Here is a 16,025-nt window from a genome sequence, read left to right as displayed (position 1 = left end):
GTACACTCGACTTTCGCGCTACTGCGCCTGCAGGTCTTGCGAACATGACGCACATTTCCGAACGCCTATTGGTTCAAGCCCACCTCGACGCCAAGCAGCCCAAAGTGCTCAGCGCTGCCGAAGAGGCGAGCCTGCGAACCGCCATTGCCGCCGAGCTCAAGGCTCAGGACGCGGTGCTGGTTGCCCACTTTTATTGCGACCCGGTGATTCAGGCCCTGGCCGAAGAAACCGGTGGCTGTGTTTCCGACTCCCTGGAAATGGCCCGTTTCGGCGCCGCCCACCCCGCCAAGACCGTACTGGTGGCTGGCGTGCGTTTCATGGGGGAGACCGCCAAGATCCTCACCCCGGAAAAACGCATCCTGATGCCGACCCTGGAAGCCACCTGCTCCCTGGACCTGGGGTGCCCGGTGGATGAGTTTTCTGCGTTCTGCGATCAACACCCCGAGCGCACCGTGGTGGTGTACGCCAACACCTCGGCAGCGGTCAAAGCCCGGGCGGACTGGGTGGTGACTTCCAGCTGCGCGCTGGAAATCGTCGAGAGCCTGATGGACAACGGCGAGACCATTATCTGGGGCCCGGACAAACACCTGGGCACCTACATCCAGCGCCAGACCGGTGCCGACATGCTGCTGTGGGACGGTGCCTGCATCGTCCACGAAGAGTTCAAGTCCAAACAGCTTGAAGACATGAAGGCGCTGTACCCGGATGCGGCGATCCTGGTGCACCCGGAGTCACCGACTTCGGTGATCGAACTGGCGGACGCGGTGGGCTCCACCAGCCAACTGATCGCTGCGGCGCAACGCTTGCCGAACAAGACCTTTATCGTGGCGACTGATCGCGGCATCTTCTACAAGATGCAGCAGTTGTGCCCGGACAAAGTCTTCATCGAAGCGCCTACCGCCGGTAACGGGGCCGCGTGCCGCAGTTGCGCGCACTGCCCGTGGATGGCGATGAATACGCTGGAGCGTACGTTGCAATGCCTGCGCGAGGGCAGCAATGAGATCTTCGTGGAACCGGCGGTGATTCCGCAGGCAGTGCGGCCACTCAAGCGCATGCTCGACTTTACCCAGGCTGCACGCCTCAAACTCGCTGGCAACGCCTGATCAGAGGTGTACGCGGAAAAAAATGTGGGAGCGGGCTTGCTCGCGAAAGCGGTGGATCAGTATCAAAAGTGCTGATTGACACTACGCCTTCGCGGGCAAGCCCGCTCCCACATTTGGATCTGCGCTATTTAGCGATTACTTCTTTTGCTTCGGGATCCGCACCAGCTGCGTATCCGAATAGATGTCATGCCAGCTGCGTTTGTGTTTATCGAACAACGACCAGATAAACCCCAACCCCACACACAACCATGACGCAATCGACACCACAAAACGCAACAATGCCTGCCACAGGCTGATCCGCGAGCCGTCAGCGTTTTGCACGCGCACGCCCCACACCTGCATGCCCAGGGTTTGCCCCGAATGGGTCCAGAACTTGGCGAAGAACCCGAACAGCACAAACAACAGGATCGTCGACAGCAACGGGTCACCGTCCAGCGCGCCGGACTCGGTGAGCGTGCGCATCTTCGCTTCGCCCACGAAGGCGATCCATACCAGCTTGTAGATAAACGCCGTGACGATCAGCAGGGCGGTGCACAGCAGGAAATCGTAGAACATCGCTGCCAGGCGACGGCCCAGGCCAACGGCGGGGAATTCGCCCTGGGGGCTCAACAGGGGTTTGGACATGGCAGGGCTCTCTGGAGAAAGCACGCAGTTTACGCAATGGCGCCCATAAAAAAGCCCCTGATGTCATATCAGGGGCTTTTTGTCGCAGCAAGGATCAGCCTTCTGCTTGTACTTCGTCAGCCTGCAGGCCTTTTTGGCCTTGGACTGAAACGAAGGTGACCTTCTGGCCTTCCTTCAGGCTCTTGAAGCCGTTGCCCTGGATAGCGCGGAAATGCACGAACAGATCCGGCCCGCTTTCAGGCGTGATAAAACCAAACCCTTTCTCGTCGTTGAACCACTTGACGGTACCGCTCTGACGTTTGCTATCCGACATTTTCTTCTTTCCTTTGACGCTAAAAATTAATGACAGCCCCTTTCACACGAAAGAGTACTGGGCTGGGTTGCAGGAAAGTAAGAGACGTCGAACGGGTTGTAGCAAACTACTTGAGCTACTGCCCAGGTCCAGGTTCCAAGCGACCCATGCAAACACAGTGGGCAAACTCTACGCCAACTAATATGAAAAAAACAAGCCCTTGGGCAGGCCTTGATTTTACTGCCTCTCATGACACTTTGTTGAATGTTCTGATGCCGGCTTATTCGATAGAGTTATTCACTTGTTATAGGACGTCAGCTATAAAAAAGCCTATCGTGAGTGCACTGTTTTATGGCGGTTGCGTTACAGTTTAGTGCACATTAACGCAACCGCGTTACTTATAGAAACAGTCAATCAGCCACGGTAGTAACGTTGCGGAACGAATGGCATTTTACTTACACGCAGTGGCACCTTTTTCCCACGTACCATTGCGCTAAGTTCGGTATCCAGTGCGACAAATGCGCTGTCCAGGTAACCCATCGCCAGCGGGCCACCCAAGGTTGGGCCAAAGCCTCCGCTGCAGACGCTGCCGATAACCGTACCTTGTGCATCGACAATTTCAGCGCCTTCACGCACCGGGGTACGCTCCTGCGGCAGCAGGCCTACGCGTTTGCGCGCCACACCGGTTTGCTGTTGGGTGAAGATGCGGTCGGCGCCAGGGAAGCCGCCGGCCCGTGCGCCATCGGCACGCCGAGCCTTGGAAATCGCCCACAACAGGCTGGCTTCGATTGGCGTGGTGTCGGTGTTCATGTCGTGGCCGTACAGGCACAGGCCGGCTTCCAGTCGCAGGGAATCGCGGGCGCCCAGGCCGATGGCCTGTACTTCTGTTTCGGCCAGCAGGCTGCGGGCCAGGCTCTCGGCATTGGCCGCCGGCACGGAGATTTCAAAACCGTCTTCACCGGTGTAGCCGGAGCGGCTGACGTAGCAGTCCACGCCCAGCAAACGCAGGGTGGCGAATTGCATGAAGGTCATCTGGGTGACTTCAGGGGCCAGGCGCGCTAATACTTTCACTGCCGCCGGGCCTTGCAGGGCCAGCAGGGCGCGTTCTTCGAACAGCGGTTCGATGGTGCATTGGTCGCCGATATGTGTGCGCAGGTGCGCCAGGTCCTGGTCCTTGCAGGCGGCGTTGACCACCAGGAACAGTTCGTCGTTGCCCAGGTTGGCGACCATTAGGTCGTCGAGGATGCCGCCTTGCTCGTTGGTGAACATCGCATAGCGCTGCATACCCACCGGCAGGTCGATGATATCGACGGGCACCAGGGTTTCCAGGGCCTTGGCGGCATTCGCGCCGGTGAGGCGGATCTGGCCCATGTGGGACACGTCAAACAACCCGGCCTGTTCACGGGTATGCAGGTGTTCTTTCATCACGCCCAATGGGTACTGCACTGGCATGTCGTAGCCGGCGAAGGGCACCATGCGCGCGCCGAGTTCGAGGTGCAAGGCGTGCAGAGGAGTTTTCAACAGGGTTTCGGTGGACATATTCAGCTCCTGAAAAACGTGCCGACGCGCTTGTGGGCGTCAGCACTCGATAATGTTGACCGCCAAACCGCCACGGGCGGTTTCCTTGTATTTGCTTTTCATGTCGGCGCCGGTCTGGCGCATGGTGCGGATGACCTTGTCGAGGGACACAAAGTGCTGCCCGTCGCCACGCAGGGCCATGCGCACCGCATTGATCGCCTTCACCGAGCCCATGGCATTGCGCTCGATGCACGGCACCTGCACCAGCCCGCCAATCGGGTCGCAGGTCAGGCCGAGGTTATGTTCCATGCCAATCTCGGCGGCGTTCTCCACTTGGGAGACGCTGCCGCCCAGCACTTCGCAGAGCGCGCCTGCGGCCATGGAACAGGCCACGCCGACTTCGCCCTGGCAACCGACTTCGGCGCCTGAGATCGAAGCGTTTTCCTTGTACAAAATGCCGATGGCGGCCGCAGTGAGCAAAAAGCGCACCACGCCGTCTTCGTTCGCGCCGGGGATAAAACGCATGTAGTAATGCAGCACGGCGGGAATGATCCCAGCCGCGCCGTTGGTGGGCGCAGTGACCACGCGCCCGCCATTGGCGTTTTCTTCGTTGACTGCCAGCGCATACAGGTTGACCCAATCGAGCACCGACAGCGGGTCGCGCAGCGCCGACTCCGGGTTCTTGCACAACTGCCGGTGCAAGGCCGCTGCCCGGCGCTTGACCTTCAAGCCACCGGGCAAGATGCCTTCGTTGCGACAGCCGGCATCGACGCAGTCCTGCATGACCTGCCAGATTTTCAACAAACCACTGCGGGTTTCCGCTTCCGGGCGCCAGGCACTTTCATTGGTCAGCATCACCTGGCTGATAGACAGGCCATAGGTGGTGCAATGGCCGAGCAAGTCCTTGGCGTGTTTGAACGGGAAGGTCAGGGGTGTGGCGTCTTCGACGATACGGTCGGCGCCCGCCGCGTCTTCATCCACCACGAAACCGCCACCGACCGAGTAGTACTCGCGGCTGCGGGTCTGGATGCCGGCGGCGTCAAAGGCACGAAAGATCATGCCGTTGGGATGATAGGCAAGGGGCTTGCGGATCATCGCCAGGTGTTCTTTCTCGTTGAACGCAATGCTGTGTTCGCCGAGCAGGTTGAGGCGCCCGTCACTGCGCATCTGCGCCAGGCGTGCAGCCACGGTTTCGGTATTCACGGTGTCCGGGTGTTCGCCTTCCAGGCCCAGCAACACAGCCTTGTCGCTGCCGTGGCCTTTGCCGGTGGCGCCCAGCGATCCATAGAGTTCCACCTTGATGCTGGTGGTGGTGGCCAGCAGGTTGTCACGCTTGAGCCCCTCGACGAATCGAGCGGCGGCACGCATCGGGCCGACGGTGTGGGAACTGGAGGGGCCGATGCCAATCTTGAACAGGTCGAACACGCTAAGGGACATGGTTGTTCTCCGGTTTCTTATTATTTTCTGAGGTGGACTCGGTCAATGTGGGAGCCGGGCTTGCCCGCGATAGCGGTGGGTCAGGCAACATCGCTGTCGGCTGATACACCGCTATCGCAGGCAAGCCAGCTCCCACACTGGCCGCGTATCTCCAGTCAGATCAGGCGTAGCTCTCGATAGAAGGGCACGCGCAGACGAGGTTGCGATCACCAAACACGTTGTCGACCCGGCCAACCGGTGGCCAGTACTTGCCTTCGATCAACGACGCCACCGGGTACACCGCTTGTTCACGGCTGTAAGGGTGGCTCCATTCGCCCACCAGTTCCGCAGCCGTGTGCGGCGCGTTCTTGAGGGGGTTGTCGTCTTTGTCGAGGGTGCCGTTTTCCACTGCGCGAATTTCTTCGCGGATGGCGATCATGGCGTCGCAGAAGCGGTCCAGTTCTTCCTTGGATTCACTTTCGGTCGGCTCGATCATCAAGGTGCCGGCCACCGGGAACGACATGGTCGGTGCATGGAAACCAAAGTCGATCAGGCGCTTGGCCACGTCGTCCACGCTGATGCCGCTGCTGTCTTTCAACGGGCGCAGGTCCAGGATGCATTCGTGGGCCACCAGGCCATTGCTGCCGGTGTACAGCACCGGGTAATGCTCTTCCAGGCGGCGGGAAATGTAGTTGGCATTCAGGATCGCCAACTGCGACGCACGCTTGAGGCCGGCACCGCCCATCATGCTGATGTACATCCAGGTGATCGGCAAAATGCTCGCGCTGCCGAACGGTGCGGCGCATACCGCGCCTTCCTTGCGTTCCATGGCCGCGTGGCCGGGCAGGAACGGCGTGAGGTGCGACTTGACGCCAATCGGGCCAACGCCCGGGCCGCCACCGCCGTGAGGGATGCAGAAGGTTTTGTGCAGGTTCAGGTGGGACACGTCGCCGCCGAACTTGCCCGGTGCGCAAAGGCCGACCATGGCGTTCATGTTGGCGCCATCGATGTACACCTGGCCGCCGTTGTCATGAATGATCCCGCAGATTTCGCGGATACCTTCCTCGAACACGCCGTGGGTGGACGGGTAGGTGATCATCAGTGCGGCGAGGTGCTCGCGGTGTTCGATGGCCTTGGCGCGCAGGTCTTCGATGTCGACGTTGCCGCGTGCATCGCAAGCGGTCACCACGACGCGCATGCCGGCCATGTTGGCGGTCGCAGGGTTGGTGCCGTGGGCTGATGACGGGATCAGGCAGATGTCGCGACGTTCTTCGCCACGGCTCTGGTGATAGGCGCGGATGGCCAAGAGGCCGGCGTACTCACCTTGGGACCCGGCGTTGGGCTGCAGGGAGATCGCGTCGTAACCGGTCGCTGCACACAGCATGGCTTCCAGTTCGCTGGTCAGTTGCTGGTAGCCGGCGCTTTGCGCGGCGGGGGCGAACGGGTGCAGGGCACCGAATTCGGCCCAGGTCACCGGGATCATTTCGCTGGCGGCGTTGAGCTTCATGGTGCACGAGCCCAGCGGGATCATGGTGCGGTCCAGGGCCAGGTCTTTATCGGCCAGCTTGCGCAGGTAGCGCATCAGCTCGGTTTCCGAGTGGTAACGGTTGAACACCGGGTGGCTGAGGATCGGCGACTGGCGCAGCAACGCACTCGGCAGGGTGCTGTCGGTGGTGGTAAAGGCTGGCAGGGTTTTGCCGTCCGCGAAGATGGCCCACAAGGCCTCGATATCGGCCTGGGTGGTGGTTTCGTCGACCGACAGGCCAACGCGCTCGCCATCCACCACGCGCAGGTTGATGCGCTGGGCGCGGGCCTTGTCGTGCAGGGCTGCGGTGTGGGCGCCGGTGTTGAGGGTCAGGGTGTCGAAGAAGTGTGCCTGTTCCACGTTCTGGCCCAGGGCCGTCAAGCCCTTGGCCAGGATCGCGGTCAGCTGGTGAATGCGCTGGGCGATCTGGGTCAGGCCTTTGGGGCCGTGGTACACGGCGTACATGCTGGCGATGTTGGCCAGCAGCACTTGGGCGGTGCAGATGTTGCTGGTGGCTTTCTCGCGGCGGATATGTTGCTCGCGGGTCTGCATGGCCAGGCGCAGGGCCGGCTTGCCGAAGCGGTCGACGGAAACGCCGACCAGACGGCCTGGCATGTCGCGCTTGAACGCATCCTTGGTGGAGAAGTACGCCGCGTGCGGGCCACCGAAGCCCAGTGGCACGCCAAAGCGTTGTGCGCTGCCAATGGCGACGTCGGCGCCGAATTCACCCGGCGGCGTCAGCAGGGTCAGGGCCAGCAGGTCGGCGGCCACGGCGACCAGTGCGTTGGCGGCGTGGAAGCGTTCGGTCAGTTCGCGGTAGTCGAACACATCGCCGTTGCTGGCCGGGTATTGCAGCAGCGCACCGAAGAACGGGGTGACGTCGGTCAGTTCGCGCTCATCGCCCACTACCACATCAATGCCCAGTGGTTCGGCACGGGTGCGTAATACGTCGAGGGTTTGCGGGTGGCTGTGCACCGACGCGAAGAACGCGTGGCTGCCTTTGTTCTTGCTCAGGCGCTTGCAGAAGGTCATGGCTTCAGCGGCGGCGGTGGCTTCGTCAAGCAGGGAGGCGTTGGCGATCGGCAGGCCGGTGAGGTCGCTGATCAAGGTCTGGAAGTTCAGCAGGGCTTCCAGGCGGCCTTGGGAAATCTCGGGTTGATACGGCGTGTAGGCGGTGTACCAGGCCGGATTTTCCAGCAGGTTGCGCAGGATCGGCGACGGCGTGTGGCAGTTGTAGTAGCCCTGGCCGATGTAGGTCTTGAACAGTTGGTTCTGGCTGGCGATGGCCTTGATCTTGGCCAGGGCTTCGGCTTCGCTCAGGCCGTCTTCCAGGCCGAGCACGCTGGTGCCCTTGATGCTTTCCGGGATCACACTGGCGCTCAGGGCTTCGAGGGAATCAAACCCCAGGCTGGCGAGCATTTGCTGCTCATCTTCCTGGCGCGGGCCGATGTGGCGGGCGATGAATTCGTTGTCGGTGGTCAGATTAACGGTCATGGCGCGCTCCTCAAGCTTCTGCGTTGGCTTTGATCAGGCGGTCGTATGCATCCTGATCCAACAGCTTAGCCACTGCACTGGCATCGGCCGGTTTAAAGCGGAAGAACCAGCCTTCGCCCATCGGGTCTTCGTTGACCAGTTCCGGGCTGCCATCGAGCTTGTCGTTGACTTCGAGGACTTCACCGTCCAACGGCATATACACGCCGCTGGCGGCTTTGACCGATTCCACGGTGGAGGCTTCAGCGCCTTTGTCGTAAGCCTGCAACTCCGGCAGTTGCACGAAAACCACGTCACCCAGCGCGTTCTGCGCAAACGCGGTGATACCCACGGTGACGCTGCCATCGGCTTCGGCGCGCAGCCATTCGTGATCTTCAGTGAAACGCAACTCGCTCATGGAAACTCCTCAGGGCCAGAATCGTCTGGTGGACGGGATTGGAATAATGAGGAGTTGCTTAGCAATATCGCGGCCAACGTTATTAAGTCGTTATAGATCAATGACTTAATAAATTTAGCTACAAGCTTCATCGAATGCACTGTAGCGATTTCGCTACAGTCAGGTGCGTGAAAAAAAGCCTATGTGGATCAAAGCCTTGCATGGCGCGCAAAAAGCAGGGTTGTAGCGATATCGTTACGCTGTAGCGCTTTCAGTACACGGAATGTCGTTCTCAGACCAAATCTGGAATGCGCCCCATTGTAGGAGCGAGCTTGCTCGCGAAGATCGTCAACGATGACCCGGGAAGCCTGGATGAACGTAGCGCACTCGCGTTTTTCGCGAGCAAGCTCGCTCCTACAGTGGATGGAACATGGCTCAAGGCTTGTTGGGAATGCCGTATTTGCGCAGGCGATGGGCGATAGCCGTGTGAGAGGTTTGCAGCCGGCTGGCCAGTTGGCGGGTCGAGGGGTAGCGGCTGTAGAGGCTTTCCAGCAGGCTGCGCTCGAAGTCTTCCACGGCCTGTTCCAGGCTGTCGACTTCGCCATCGCTCTGGCGCGCTACAGAGGTGCCGGCGATGTCCAGGTCGCCGATGTCCACCAGGCTGCTTTCGCAGATGGCGGCAGCGCGGAAGATTACGTTTTGCAACTGCCGCACGTTGCCCGGCCAGTGGTTGCCCAGCAGGGCTGGATAGGTACCCGGCGCCAGACGGCAGACCGGGCGCTGGATCTGCGCGCAGGCTTGCTGCATGAAGTAGCGCGCCAGCAGCAGGATGTCCTGGCCGCGTTCACGCAAGGGCGGCACAGCGACGTTGAGCACGTTGAGGCGGTAAAACAGGTCTTCACGAAAGGTGCCTTCGCTGACCATCTTTTCCAGGTCGCGGTGGGTGGCGCTGAGGATGCGCACATTGACCTTCACCTCGCGGTCGCCACCCACGCGGCGAAAGCTGCCGTCGTTGAGAAAGCGCAGCAGTTTGGCTTGCAAGTACGGCGACATCTCACCGATCTCATCGAGAAATACCGTGCCCTGGTTGGCCAGCTCCATCAGCCCCGGTTTGCCACCGCGTTGCGCGCCGGTAAAGGCGCCAGGCGCATAGCCGAACAATTCACTTTCGGCGAGATTTTCCGGCAGTGCCGCGCAGTTCAATGCCAGAAACGGCGCACTGTGACGCGCACTGATGGCGTGGCAGGCGCGGGCCACCAGCTCTTTGCCGGTGCCGGTTTCACCCTGGATCAGCAGCGGTGCATCCAGCGCCGCCACCCGTTGCGCCCGTGCCTTGAGCGTGCGGATCGCCGGGGATTCGCCCAACAGCGCATCAAACCCTTCGGCATGGTCATGGTGCAGCGCCGACAGTTGCTCGCCGATGCGGTTGGGCTGGTAGAGGGTGAGCAGGGCGCCGGCGTCGGTGATCGGCGTGGCGCCCAGCAGCAGGGTCTGGCCGTTCACGCTGATCTCGCGTAGCGGCAAGCGAAAGCCCTGCTCCAGCAGGGTCTCCAGCAAGGCCGGGTCATCGAACAGTTCGGCGATGCTCTCACCGGCCGGTTCGCGCCCGTACAAGGCGATCAACGCCGGGTTGGCCAGCAGGATCTTGCCAGCGCTGTCCAAAGCCAGTACCGGGTCGGTCATGGCCGCCAGCAGGGCGTCGAGTTGCAAGTGGCGGCGCTGGCCCGGAAGGATGTCGACCACCTTCACCGCCTGCACGCCGTGCACGCTGAACAACGCGTCGCGCAGTTCTTCGAGCACTTCGGGGCTGAGGGTCGGCGCGTCGATATAGACGTTGGGCGGCACCATCTCCACCGCATCCAGATTGAGATTGCGCCCACCGAGCAAGGCCAGGACTTCCTGGGTAATGCCGACGCGGTCGATGAAGCTGACGTGGATACGCATGGGGCGGATCTTGATTCTGGAGTGCTGAGGGTGGCCAGTATGCCTTGGAGCCGGTGGAGATCAAAATGTGGGAGCTGGCTTGCCTGCGATGGCGGTGGGTCAGTAGCGAAAATATCGTCTGACAGGTCGCTATCGCAGGCAAGCCAGCTCCCACATTCGACTGGGGGGGCAGGTTATTCCAGGTGTTCGGGTTTGACCGGGTCGCCGGATTTCATATCCAACTGCTGGCGCACATTCTCAAACATCAGATCGTAATGCTTGTGCTGTGAACCGACGCTGCTATGGGTCTTGGGAATACCGTACTTTTCAACAATCTTGGTCACATTGCTGGCGAAGTTGTAGGCCTGGTCCTTGGGCAGGAAAAAGGTTTCTTTCATGTCCTTGCCCTGGATGCTGCCATGCAGGGTGAACTGCATGCCTTTGCCTTCGCGGTCATCCGTGACGACTTCATAGTCCAGGCACAGGTCGTAGCTGACATCGTCCTTGTTCAGCGCGTGTCGCTCGATATGCAGGTGACCGGGTTCAAAGATAGCCATAGGCGTTTCTCCTCAACTTCACAGGTAGGTGATGCCAGGTTTGGCCGTGCTGATGCGGGTGCCGGCGCTGCCCTGGACGATGGCTTCGATGTCCGAGAGTGAACCGATCACCGCGGTTTTGCCAGTCTGGCGGGCGAACTCGCAGGCGGCTTGTACCTTGGGGCCCATGGAGCCGGCGGCGAAGCCGAGTTTTTCCATGTCGTCCGGATGGGCCTGGCCGATGGCCTTCTGGGTGGGCTTGCCGAAGTCGATAAAGGCGGCGTTGACGTCGGTGGCGATCACCAGCAAATCGGCCTCCAGTTGCGTGGCCAGCAAGGAGGAACACAGGTCTTTGTCGATTACGGCTTCAATGCCGCGCAGCTTGCCATCTTCGCCATACAGGGTAGGGATGCCGCCGCCACCGGCGCAGATCACGATGGCGCTTTTTTCCAGCAGCCATTTGATCGGGCGAATTTCAAAGATGCGTTTGGGGCGCGGGCTGGCGACCACGCGGCGGTATTTGTCGCCGTCGGGCGCGATGGCCCAGCCTTTTTCAGCGGCGAGTTTTTCCGCTTCGGCCTTGGCATACACCGGGCCGATGGGCTTGGTGGGGTTCTGGAAGGCCGGGTCCTTGGCGTCCACTTCCACTTGGGTAAGCAGGGTGGCGAATGGCACTTCGAAGTCCAGCAGGTTGCCCAGTTCCTGTTCGATGATGTAGCCGATCATGCCCTCGGTCTCGGCGCCCAGCACGTCCAGCGGGTAAGGCGAGACGCTGGTGTAGGCCGCCGCCTGCAACGACAGCAGGCCCACTTGCGGGCCGTTGCCGTGGGCGATCACCAGCTCGTTGCCGGGGTGGATCTTGGCGATCTGTTCGGTGGCGATACGGATGTTGGCGCGTTGGTTGTCTGCGGTCATGGGTTCACCACGACGCAGGAGGGCGTTGCCGCCCAGGGCTACGACGATGCGCATAATGCAATCCTTCTAGAACTCGCAATCCTGTGTAGGAGCGAGCTTGCTCGCGAAGGTGGTCAACGATAACGCGCCCATTCTGGATGAACGCGGTGCCCTTGAGTTTTTCGCGAGCAAGCTCGCTCCTACAGCGGGATCGCAGCAGGGTTTAGATATCCGCCAACGCCGACACTAGAATCGCCTTGATGGTATGCATGCGGTTTTCCGCCTGCTCAAACGCGATGTTGGCCGGCGACTCGAAGACTTCCTCGGTCACTTCCACGCCATTGGCCAGGTGCGGATAGCGCGCAGCGATGTCCTTGCCGACCTTGGTTTCGCTGTTATGGAACGCCGGCAAACAGTGCATGAATTTCACCCGAGGGTTGCCCGAGGCTTTCATCATCTTGGCGTTGACCTGGTACGGCAGCAGTTGCTCGATGCGCTCGTCCCACGCTTCCACCGGTTCGCCCATGGACACCCAGATATCGGTGTGGATGAAGTCCACACCCTTCACGGCTTCTTTCGGGTCTTCGGTGATGGTGATGCGTGCGCCGCTTTCCTCGGCAAAGGCCTGGCATTGCTTGATGAAATCCTCGTGCGGCCACAGCGCTTTCGGCGCGCCGATGCGCACGTCCATGCCGAGCTTGGCGCCGATCATCAGCAGCGAGTTGCCCATGTTGTAGCGGGCGTCCCCGAGGTAGGCGTAGCTGATGTCATGCAGCGGCTTGTCGCTGTGTTCGCGCATGGTCAGGGTGTCGGCGATCATTTGGGTCGGGTGGAATTCGGCAGTGAGGCCGTTGAACACCGGCACACCGGCGAACTTGGCCAGCTCTTCGACGATTTCCTGTTCAAAGCCACGGTACTCGATGGCATCGAACATCCGGCCCAGGACGCGGGCGGTGTCTTTCATGCTTTCTTTGTGGCCGATCTGCGACGACACCGGATCGATATAGGTGACGTGGGCGCCCTGGTCATGGGCTGCGACCTCGAAGGCGCAACGGGTGCGGGTCGAGGTTTTTTCGAAGATCAGCGCGATGTTCTTGCCTTGCAGGTGCGGACGTTCGGTGCCGGTGTATTTGGCGCGTTTGAGGTCGCGCGACAGGTCCAGCAGGTAATGCAGCTCGCGAGTGGTGTGGTGCATCAGCGACAGCAGGCTGCGGTTGCGCATATTGAAAGCCATGATGAAATCTCCTTAATAGTCGATAGGGTCGCGGATGATCGGGCAGGTCATGCAGTGGCCGCCGCCACGGCCTCGGCCGAGCTCACCGGCGCTGATGGTGATCACTTCTACACCGGCCTTGCGCAGCAGGGTGTTGGTGTAGGTGTTGCGGTCGTAGCCAATCACCACGCCCGGTTCCACGGCCACCACGTTGTTGCCGTCATCCCATTGCTCGCGTTCGGCGGCGAAGCTGTTGCCGCCGGTCTCGACCACGCGCAGGGCCTTGAGGTTGAGCGCTGCGGCCACGGTTTCGAGGAAGTTGGTTTTCTCACGTTGAATATCGATACCGTGGGGCTTGCTCTCGTCAGGGCGCAGGGTGAAAGGCACGATCTGGTTGACCACTTCAGGGAAGACGGTGACCAGGTCGCGGTCGCAGAAGCTGAACACGGTGTCCAGGTGCATCGCGGCGCGGGATTTAGGCAGGCCGGCAACGATGACACGCTCCACGGCTTTGTTCTTGAACAGGTTGCGCGCCAGTTGGCCGATGGCCTGGTGAGACGAGCGCTCGCCCATGCCGATCAACACCACGCCGTTGCCAATCGGCATCACGTCGCCGCCTTCCAGCGTGGCAGCGCCGTGCTCCTGGTCGGGGTCGCCGTACCAGATCTGGAAGTCCGCGTTGGTGAACTCAGGGTGGAATTTGTAAATGGCGCTGGTCAGCAGGGTTTCCTGGCGTCGCGCCGGCCAGTACATCGGGTTGAGCGTTACGCCGCCGTAGATCCAGCAGGTGGTGTCGCGGGTGAACTGGGTGTTGGGCAGCGGCGGCAGGATGAAGCTGGCGTGGCCGAGGAAGTCGCGGAACATCTCGATGGTCTTGCCACCAAAGCTGCTCGGCAGGTCATCGGCCGACACGCCGCCAATCAGGAACTCGCTGATCTTGCGCGGCTCCAGGCTACGCAGCCACGAGCCGACTTCATCGACCAGGCCCAGGCCGACGGTGTTGGCGGTGATCTTGCGTTCCAGAATCCAGTCCAACGCTTCGGGGTTGGCGACGATGTCGGTGAGCAGGTTGTGCATTTCCAGCACATCAATGTCCCGCTCGCGCATCTTGGTGACGAAGTCGAAGTGGTCGCGCTTGGCCTGGGCCACCCACAGCACATCATCGAACAGCAGTTCGTCGCAGTTGTTGGGGGTCAGCCGCTGGTGGGCCAAACCTGGGGAGCACACCATGACTTTGCGCAGTTTGCCGGCTTCGGAATGTACGCCGTACTTCACTTTTTCCGTGGTCATTACAGATCCTCCAGTGAACAACAATTACAGGGTCAGGAAGCCGTCGTAGAGCCCATAGGCCGCCACCAGGGCGCCAATGACCACTGCGGCGAAAATCAGCTTCTCGACGGGGGTGAAAATCGGTTTGCCCAGTTCACGCTTGGCCTTGGCGAACAGGATCGCGCCGGGTGCGTAGAGCAGGGCGGAGAGCAGCAAGTATTTGGTGCCGCCGGCATACAGCAGCCAGATCGCATAGATCAGGGCGATGGCGCCGATGAACAGGTCTTTCTTGCGCTCTTTGAGGGCGTTTTCGTAGGTCTCGCCGCGCACCGCCAGCAGCAGGGCATAGGCCGCCGACCACAGGTAAGGCACCAGGATCATCGAGGTGGCGAGGTAGATCAGTGACAGGTAGGTGCTGGCGGAAAACAGCGTGATCACCAGGAATATCTGCACCATTGCGTTGGTCAGCCACAGTGCGTTGACCGGCACATGGTTGGCGTTTTCCTTGCGCAGGAACGCCGGCATGGTGTGGTCTTTGGCGGCGGCGAACATGATCTCCGCACACAGCAGCACCCAGGACAGCAGCGCGCCGAGCAGCGAGATAATCAAGCCGACGCTGATCAGCACCGCGCCCCAGTGGCCCACCACATGCTCCAGCACGGCGGCCATCGACGGGTTCTGCAGCTTGGCCAGTTCCGGCTGGGTCATGATCCCCAGGGACAGCACGTTCACCAGCATCAGGAACAGCAGCACAGTGATAAAGCCGATCACGGTGGCCTTGCCCACGTCACTGCGTTTCTCGGCACGGGACGAGAAGATGCTCGCGCCTTCGATGCCGATAAACACCCATACGGTGACCAGCATCATGTTGCGCACCTGGTTCATCACACTGCCCAGGTCCGGGTTTTTTACGCCCCAGATGTCTGCGGTGAAGATGTCCAGCTTGAACGCGAACAGCGCGATGAGCACGAACAGCAGCAGCGGCACCACCTTGGCGACGGTGGTCACCAGGTTGATGAACGCCGCTTCCTTGATCCCGCGCAGCACCAGGAAATGCACGGCCCATAACAGCACTGACGCAGCGATCACCGCCGTCGGGGTATTGCCCTCGCCAAAGACCGGGAAGAAGTAGCCCAGGGTGCTGAACAGCAAGACGAAGTAGCCGACGTTGCCCAGCCACGCGCTGATCCAATAACCCCAGGCGGATGAAAAGCCCATGTAGTCGCCGAAACCGGCCTTGGCGTAGGCGTATACCCCGCCGTCGAGGTCAGGCTTGCGGTTGGCGAGGGTCTGGAACACGAATGCGAGGGTCAACATGCCGATGGCGGTAATCACCCAGCCGATCAACACTGCACCGACATCGGCGCTGGCGGCCATGTTTTGTGGCAATGAAAAGATGCCGCCGCCAATCATCGAGCCGACGACAAGTGCGACCAGGGCGCCTAATCGAAGTTTTCCGGGAGTTTCAGACATTGCATGACTCCAATGCAGGAGAAGAGAGACCACAGAATAATTCCGTGCGCTAATCAAACAGCTGACTCAGATCACTTCATTGGCACATTCCATTGTGAATTAACGACTTAGGGTGAGGTTTTGCGGGCGTAAAAAACCCGCAAAGACGCCGAGTAGAGCGCTCTCTGCTTTATGGTTAATCATTTGGTCGGGGCATGGGTGTTGACGCTAGTTCGTATTTTCGAATGTGCAAATTTTTTGTACGCTGTTTGACGAACACTTCATAATTGACGTATTTAAATTCTAAATAAGCCTAAACTTTGTGCCTTTACATATCCTTATGTTATGACACCTTCATTCATTTGAATTACTTGTGTGCGCAGTTGTCGCCCC

General features: G+C 60.4%; 13 protein-coding genes. 1 reads left to right on the top strand and 12 read right to left on the bottom strand.

The window, feature by feature from the left end:
• The first annotated feature begins 44 nt into the window (after window positions 1-44).
• Entirely contained in the window at window positions 45-1,103 is a 1,059-nt protein-coding gene (gene nadA, locus CER19_RS20260) for a quinolinate synthase NadA (protein WP_034134369.1), read from the top strand.
• 135 nt (window positions 1,104-1,238) lie between these two features.
• Here the strand turns inward: nadA and CER19_RS20255 are convergent, their stop codons facing one another.
• The 12 genes from CER19_RS20255 to arcD all read right to left on the bottom strand — a co-directional run bounded on the left by CER19_RS20255 (window position 1,239) and on the right by arcD (window position 15,653).
• Entirely contained in the window at window positions 1,239-1,727 is a 489-nt protein-coding gene (locus tag CER19_RS20255) for an RDD family protein (protein ID WP_034128556.1), read from the bottom strand.
• A gap of 94 nt (window positions 1,728-1,821) precedes the next feature.
• Window positions 1,822-2,040, bottom strand: coding sequence for a cold-shock protein (locus CER19_RS20250; RefSeq protein WP_003193835.1), 219 nt, complete (start codon window positions 2,038-2,040; stop codon window positions 1,822-1,824).
• Between the two features lie 393 nt (window positions 2,041-2,433).
• Window positions 2,434-3,558, bottom strand: coding sequence for a glycine cleavage system aminomethyltransferase GcvT (gene gcvT, locus CER19_RS20245; RefSeq protein WP_116667725.1), 1,125 nt, complete (start codon window positions 3,556-3,558; stop codon window positions 2,434-2,436).
• A 39-nt stretch (window positions 3,559-3,597) separates the two neighbouring features.
• The gene (locus tag CER19_RS20240; RefSeq protein ID WP_116667724.1) at window positions 3,598-4,974 is read right to left on the bottom strand and encodes an L-serine ammonia-lyase; all 1,377 of its coding nucleotides are present in this window, start codon (window positions 4,972-4,974) and stop codon (window positions 3,598-3,600) included.
• A gap of 160 nt (window positions 4,975-5,134) precedes the next feature.
• Entirely contained in the window at window positions 5,135-7,972 is a 2,838-nt protein-coding gene (gene gcvP, locus CER19_RS20235; protein WP_116667723.1) for an aminomethyl-transferring glycine dehydrogenase, read from the bottom strand.
• Between the two features lie 10 nt (window positions 7,973-7,982).
• The gene (gene gcvH, locus CER19_RS20230; RefSeq protein WP_015885597.1) at window positions 7,983-8,366 is read right to left on the bottom strand and encodes a glycine cleavage system protein GcvH; all 384 of its coding nucleotides are present in this window, start codon (window positions 8,364-8,366) and stop codon (window positions 7,983-7,985) included.
• 414 nt (window positions 8,367-8,780) lie between these two features.
• The gene (locus CER19_RS20225) at window positions 8,781-10,289 is read right to left on the bottom strand and encodes a sigma-54-dependent transcriptional regulator (protein ID WP_116667722.1); all 1,509 of its coding nucleotides are present in this window, start codon (window positions 10,287-10,289) and stop codon (window positions 8,781-8,783) included.
• A gap of 173 nt (window positions 10,290-10,462) precedes the next feature.
• Entirely contained in the window at window positions 10,463-10,825 is a 363-nt protein-coding gene (locus CER19_RS20220) for a DUF5064 family protein (RefSeq protein ID WP_116667721.1), read from the bottom strand.
• 18 nt (window positions 10,826-10,843) lie between these two features.
• On the bottom strand, window positions 10,844-11,773 hold the full coding sequence (gene arcC, locus CER19_RS20215; RefSeq protein WP_116667720.1) for a carbamate kinase: 930 nt from the start codon (window positions 11,771-11,773) through the stop codon (window positions 10,844-10,846).
• 148 nt (window positions 11,774-11,921) lie between these two features.
• The gene (locus CER19_RS20210; protein ID WP_014719695.1) at window positions 11,922-12,932 is read right to left on the bottom strand and encodes an ornithine carbamoyltransferase; all 1,011 of its coding nucleotides are present in this window, start codon (window positions 12,930-12,932) and stop codon (window positions 11,922-11,924) included.
• Between the two features lie 12 nt (window positions 12,933-12,944).
• A complete protein-coding gene (arcA, locus tag CER19_RS20205; protein ID WP_116667719.1) occupies window positions 12,945-14,201 on the bottom strand; it encodes an arginine deiminase in 1,257 nt (418 codons plus the stop codon).
• Window positions 14,202-14,225: 24 nt separating this feature from the next.
• Complete coding sequence (arcD, locus tag CER19_RS20200) at window positions 14,226-15,653, bottom strand: arginine-ornithine antiporter (protein ID WP_116667718.1); 1,428 nt, start codon at window positions 15,651-15,653, stop codon at window positions 14,226-14,228.
• Between the last annotated feature and the right edge of the window lie 372 nt (window positions 15,654-16,025).

The sequence above is a fragment of the Pseudomonas sp. GL93 genome (assembly GCF_003408955.1).
Lineage (GTDB): Bacteria > Pseudomonadota > Gammaproteobacteria > Pseudomonadales > Pseudomonadaceae > Aquipseudomonas > Aquipseudomonas paracarnis.
Note: the sequence above shows the minus strand (reverse complement) of the source record. Positions and strands in the feature narration are given on the sequence as shown.

Bases quoted from the DNA above. Each gene is read 5' to 3' on its own strand.
- arcA (WP_116667719.1), bottom strand. From the start codon at position 14,201: ATGACCACGGAAAAAGTGAAGTACGGCGTACATTCCGAAGCCGGCAAA.
- gcvT (WP_116667725.1), bottom strand. From the start codon at position 3,558: ATGTCCACCGAAACCCTGTTGAAAACTCCTCTGCACGCCTTGCACCTC.
- CER19_RS20255 (WP_034128556.1), bottom strand. From the start codon at position 1,727: ATGTCCAAACCCCTGTTGAGCCCCCAGGGCGAATTCCCCGCCGTTGGC.
- CER19_RS20250 (WP_003193835.1), bottom strand. From the start codon at position 2,040: ATGTCGGATAGCAAACGTCAGAGCGGTACCGTCAAGTGGTTCAACGAC.
- arcD (WP_116667718.1), bottom strand. From the start codon at position 15,653: ATGTCTGAAACTCCCGGAAAACTTCGATTAGGCGCCCTGGTCGCACTT.
- CER19_RS20240 (WP_116667724.1), bottom strand. From the start codon at position 4,974: ATGTCCCTTAGCGTGTTCGACCTGTTCAAGATTGGCATCGGCCCCTCC.
- gcvH (WP_015885597.1), bottom strand. From the start codon at position 8,366: ATGAGCGAGTTGCGTTTCACTGAAGATCACGAATGGCTGCGCGCCGAA.
- arcC (WP_116667720.1), bottom strand. From the start codon at position 11,773: ATGCGCATCGTCGTAGCCCTGGGCGGCAACGCCCTCCTGCGTCGTGGT.
- gcvP (WP_116667723.1), bottom strand. From the start codon at position 7,972: ATGACCGTTAATCTGACCACCGACAACGAATTCATCGCCCGCCACATC.
- CER19_RS20210 (WP_014719695.1), bottom strand. From the start codon at position 12,932: ATGGCTTTCAATATGCGCAACCGCAGCCTGCTGTCGCTGATGCACCAC.
- CER19_RS20225 (WP_116667722.1), bottom strand. From the start codon at position 10,289: ATGCGTATCCACGTCAGCTTCATCGACCGCGTCGGCATTACCCAGGAA.
- nadA (WP_034134369.1), top strand. From the start codon at position 45: ATGACGCACATTTCCGAACGCCTATTGGTTCAAGCCCACCTCGACGCC.
- CER19_RS20220 (WP_116667721.1), bottom strand. From the start codon at position 10,825: ATGGCTATCTTTGAACCCGGTCACCTGCATATCGAGCGACACGCGCTG.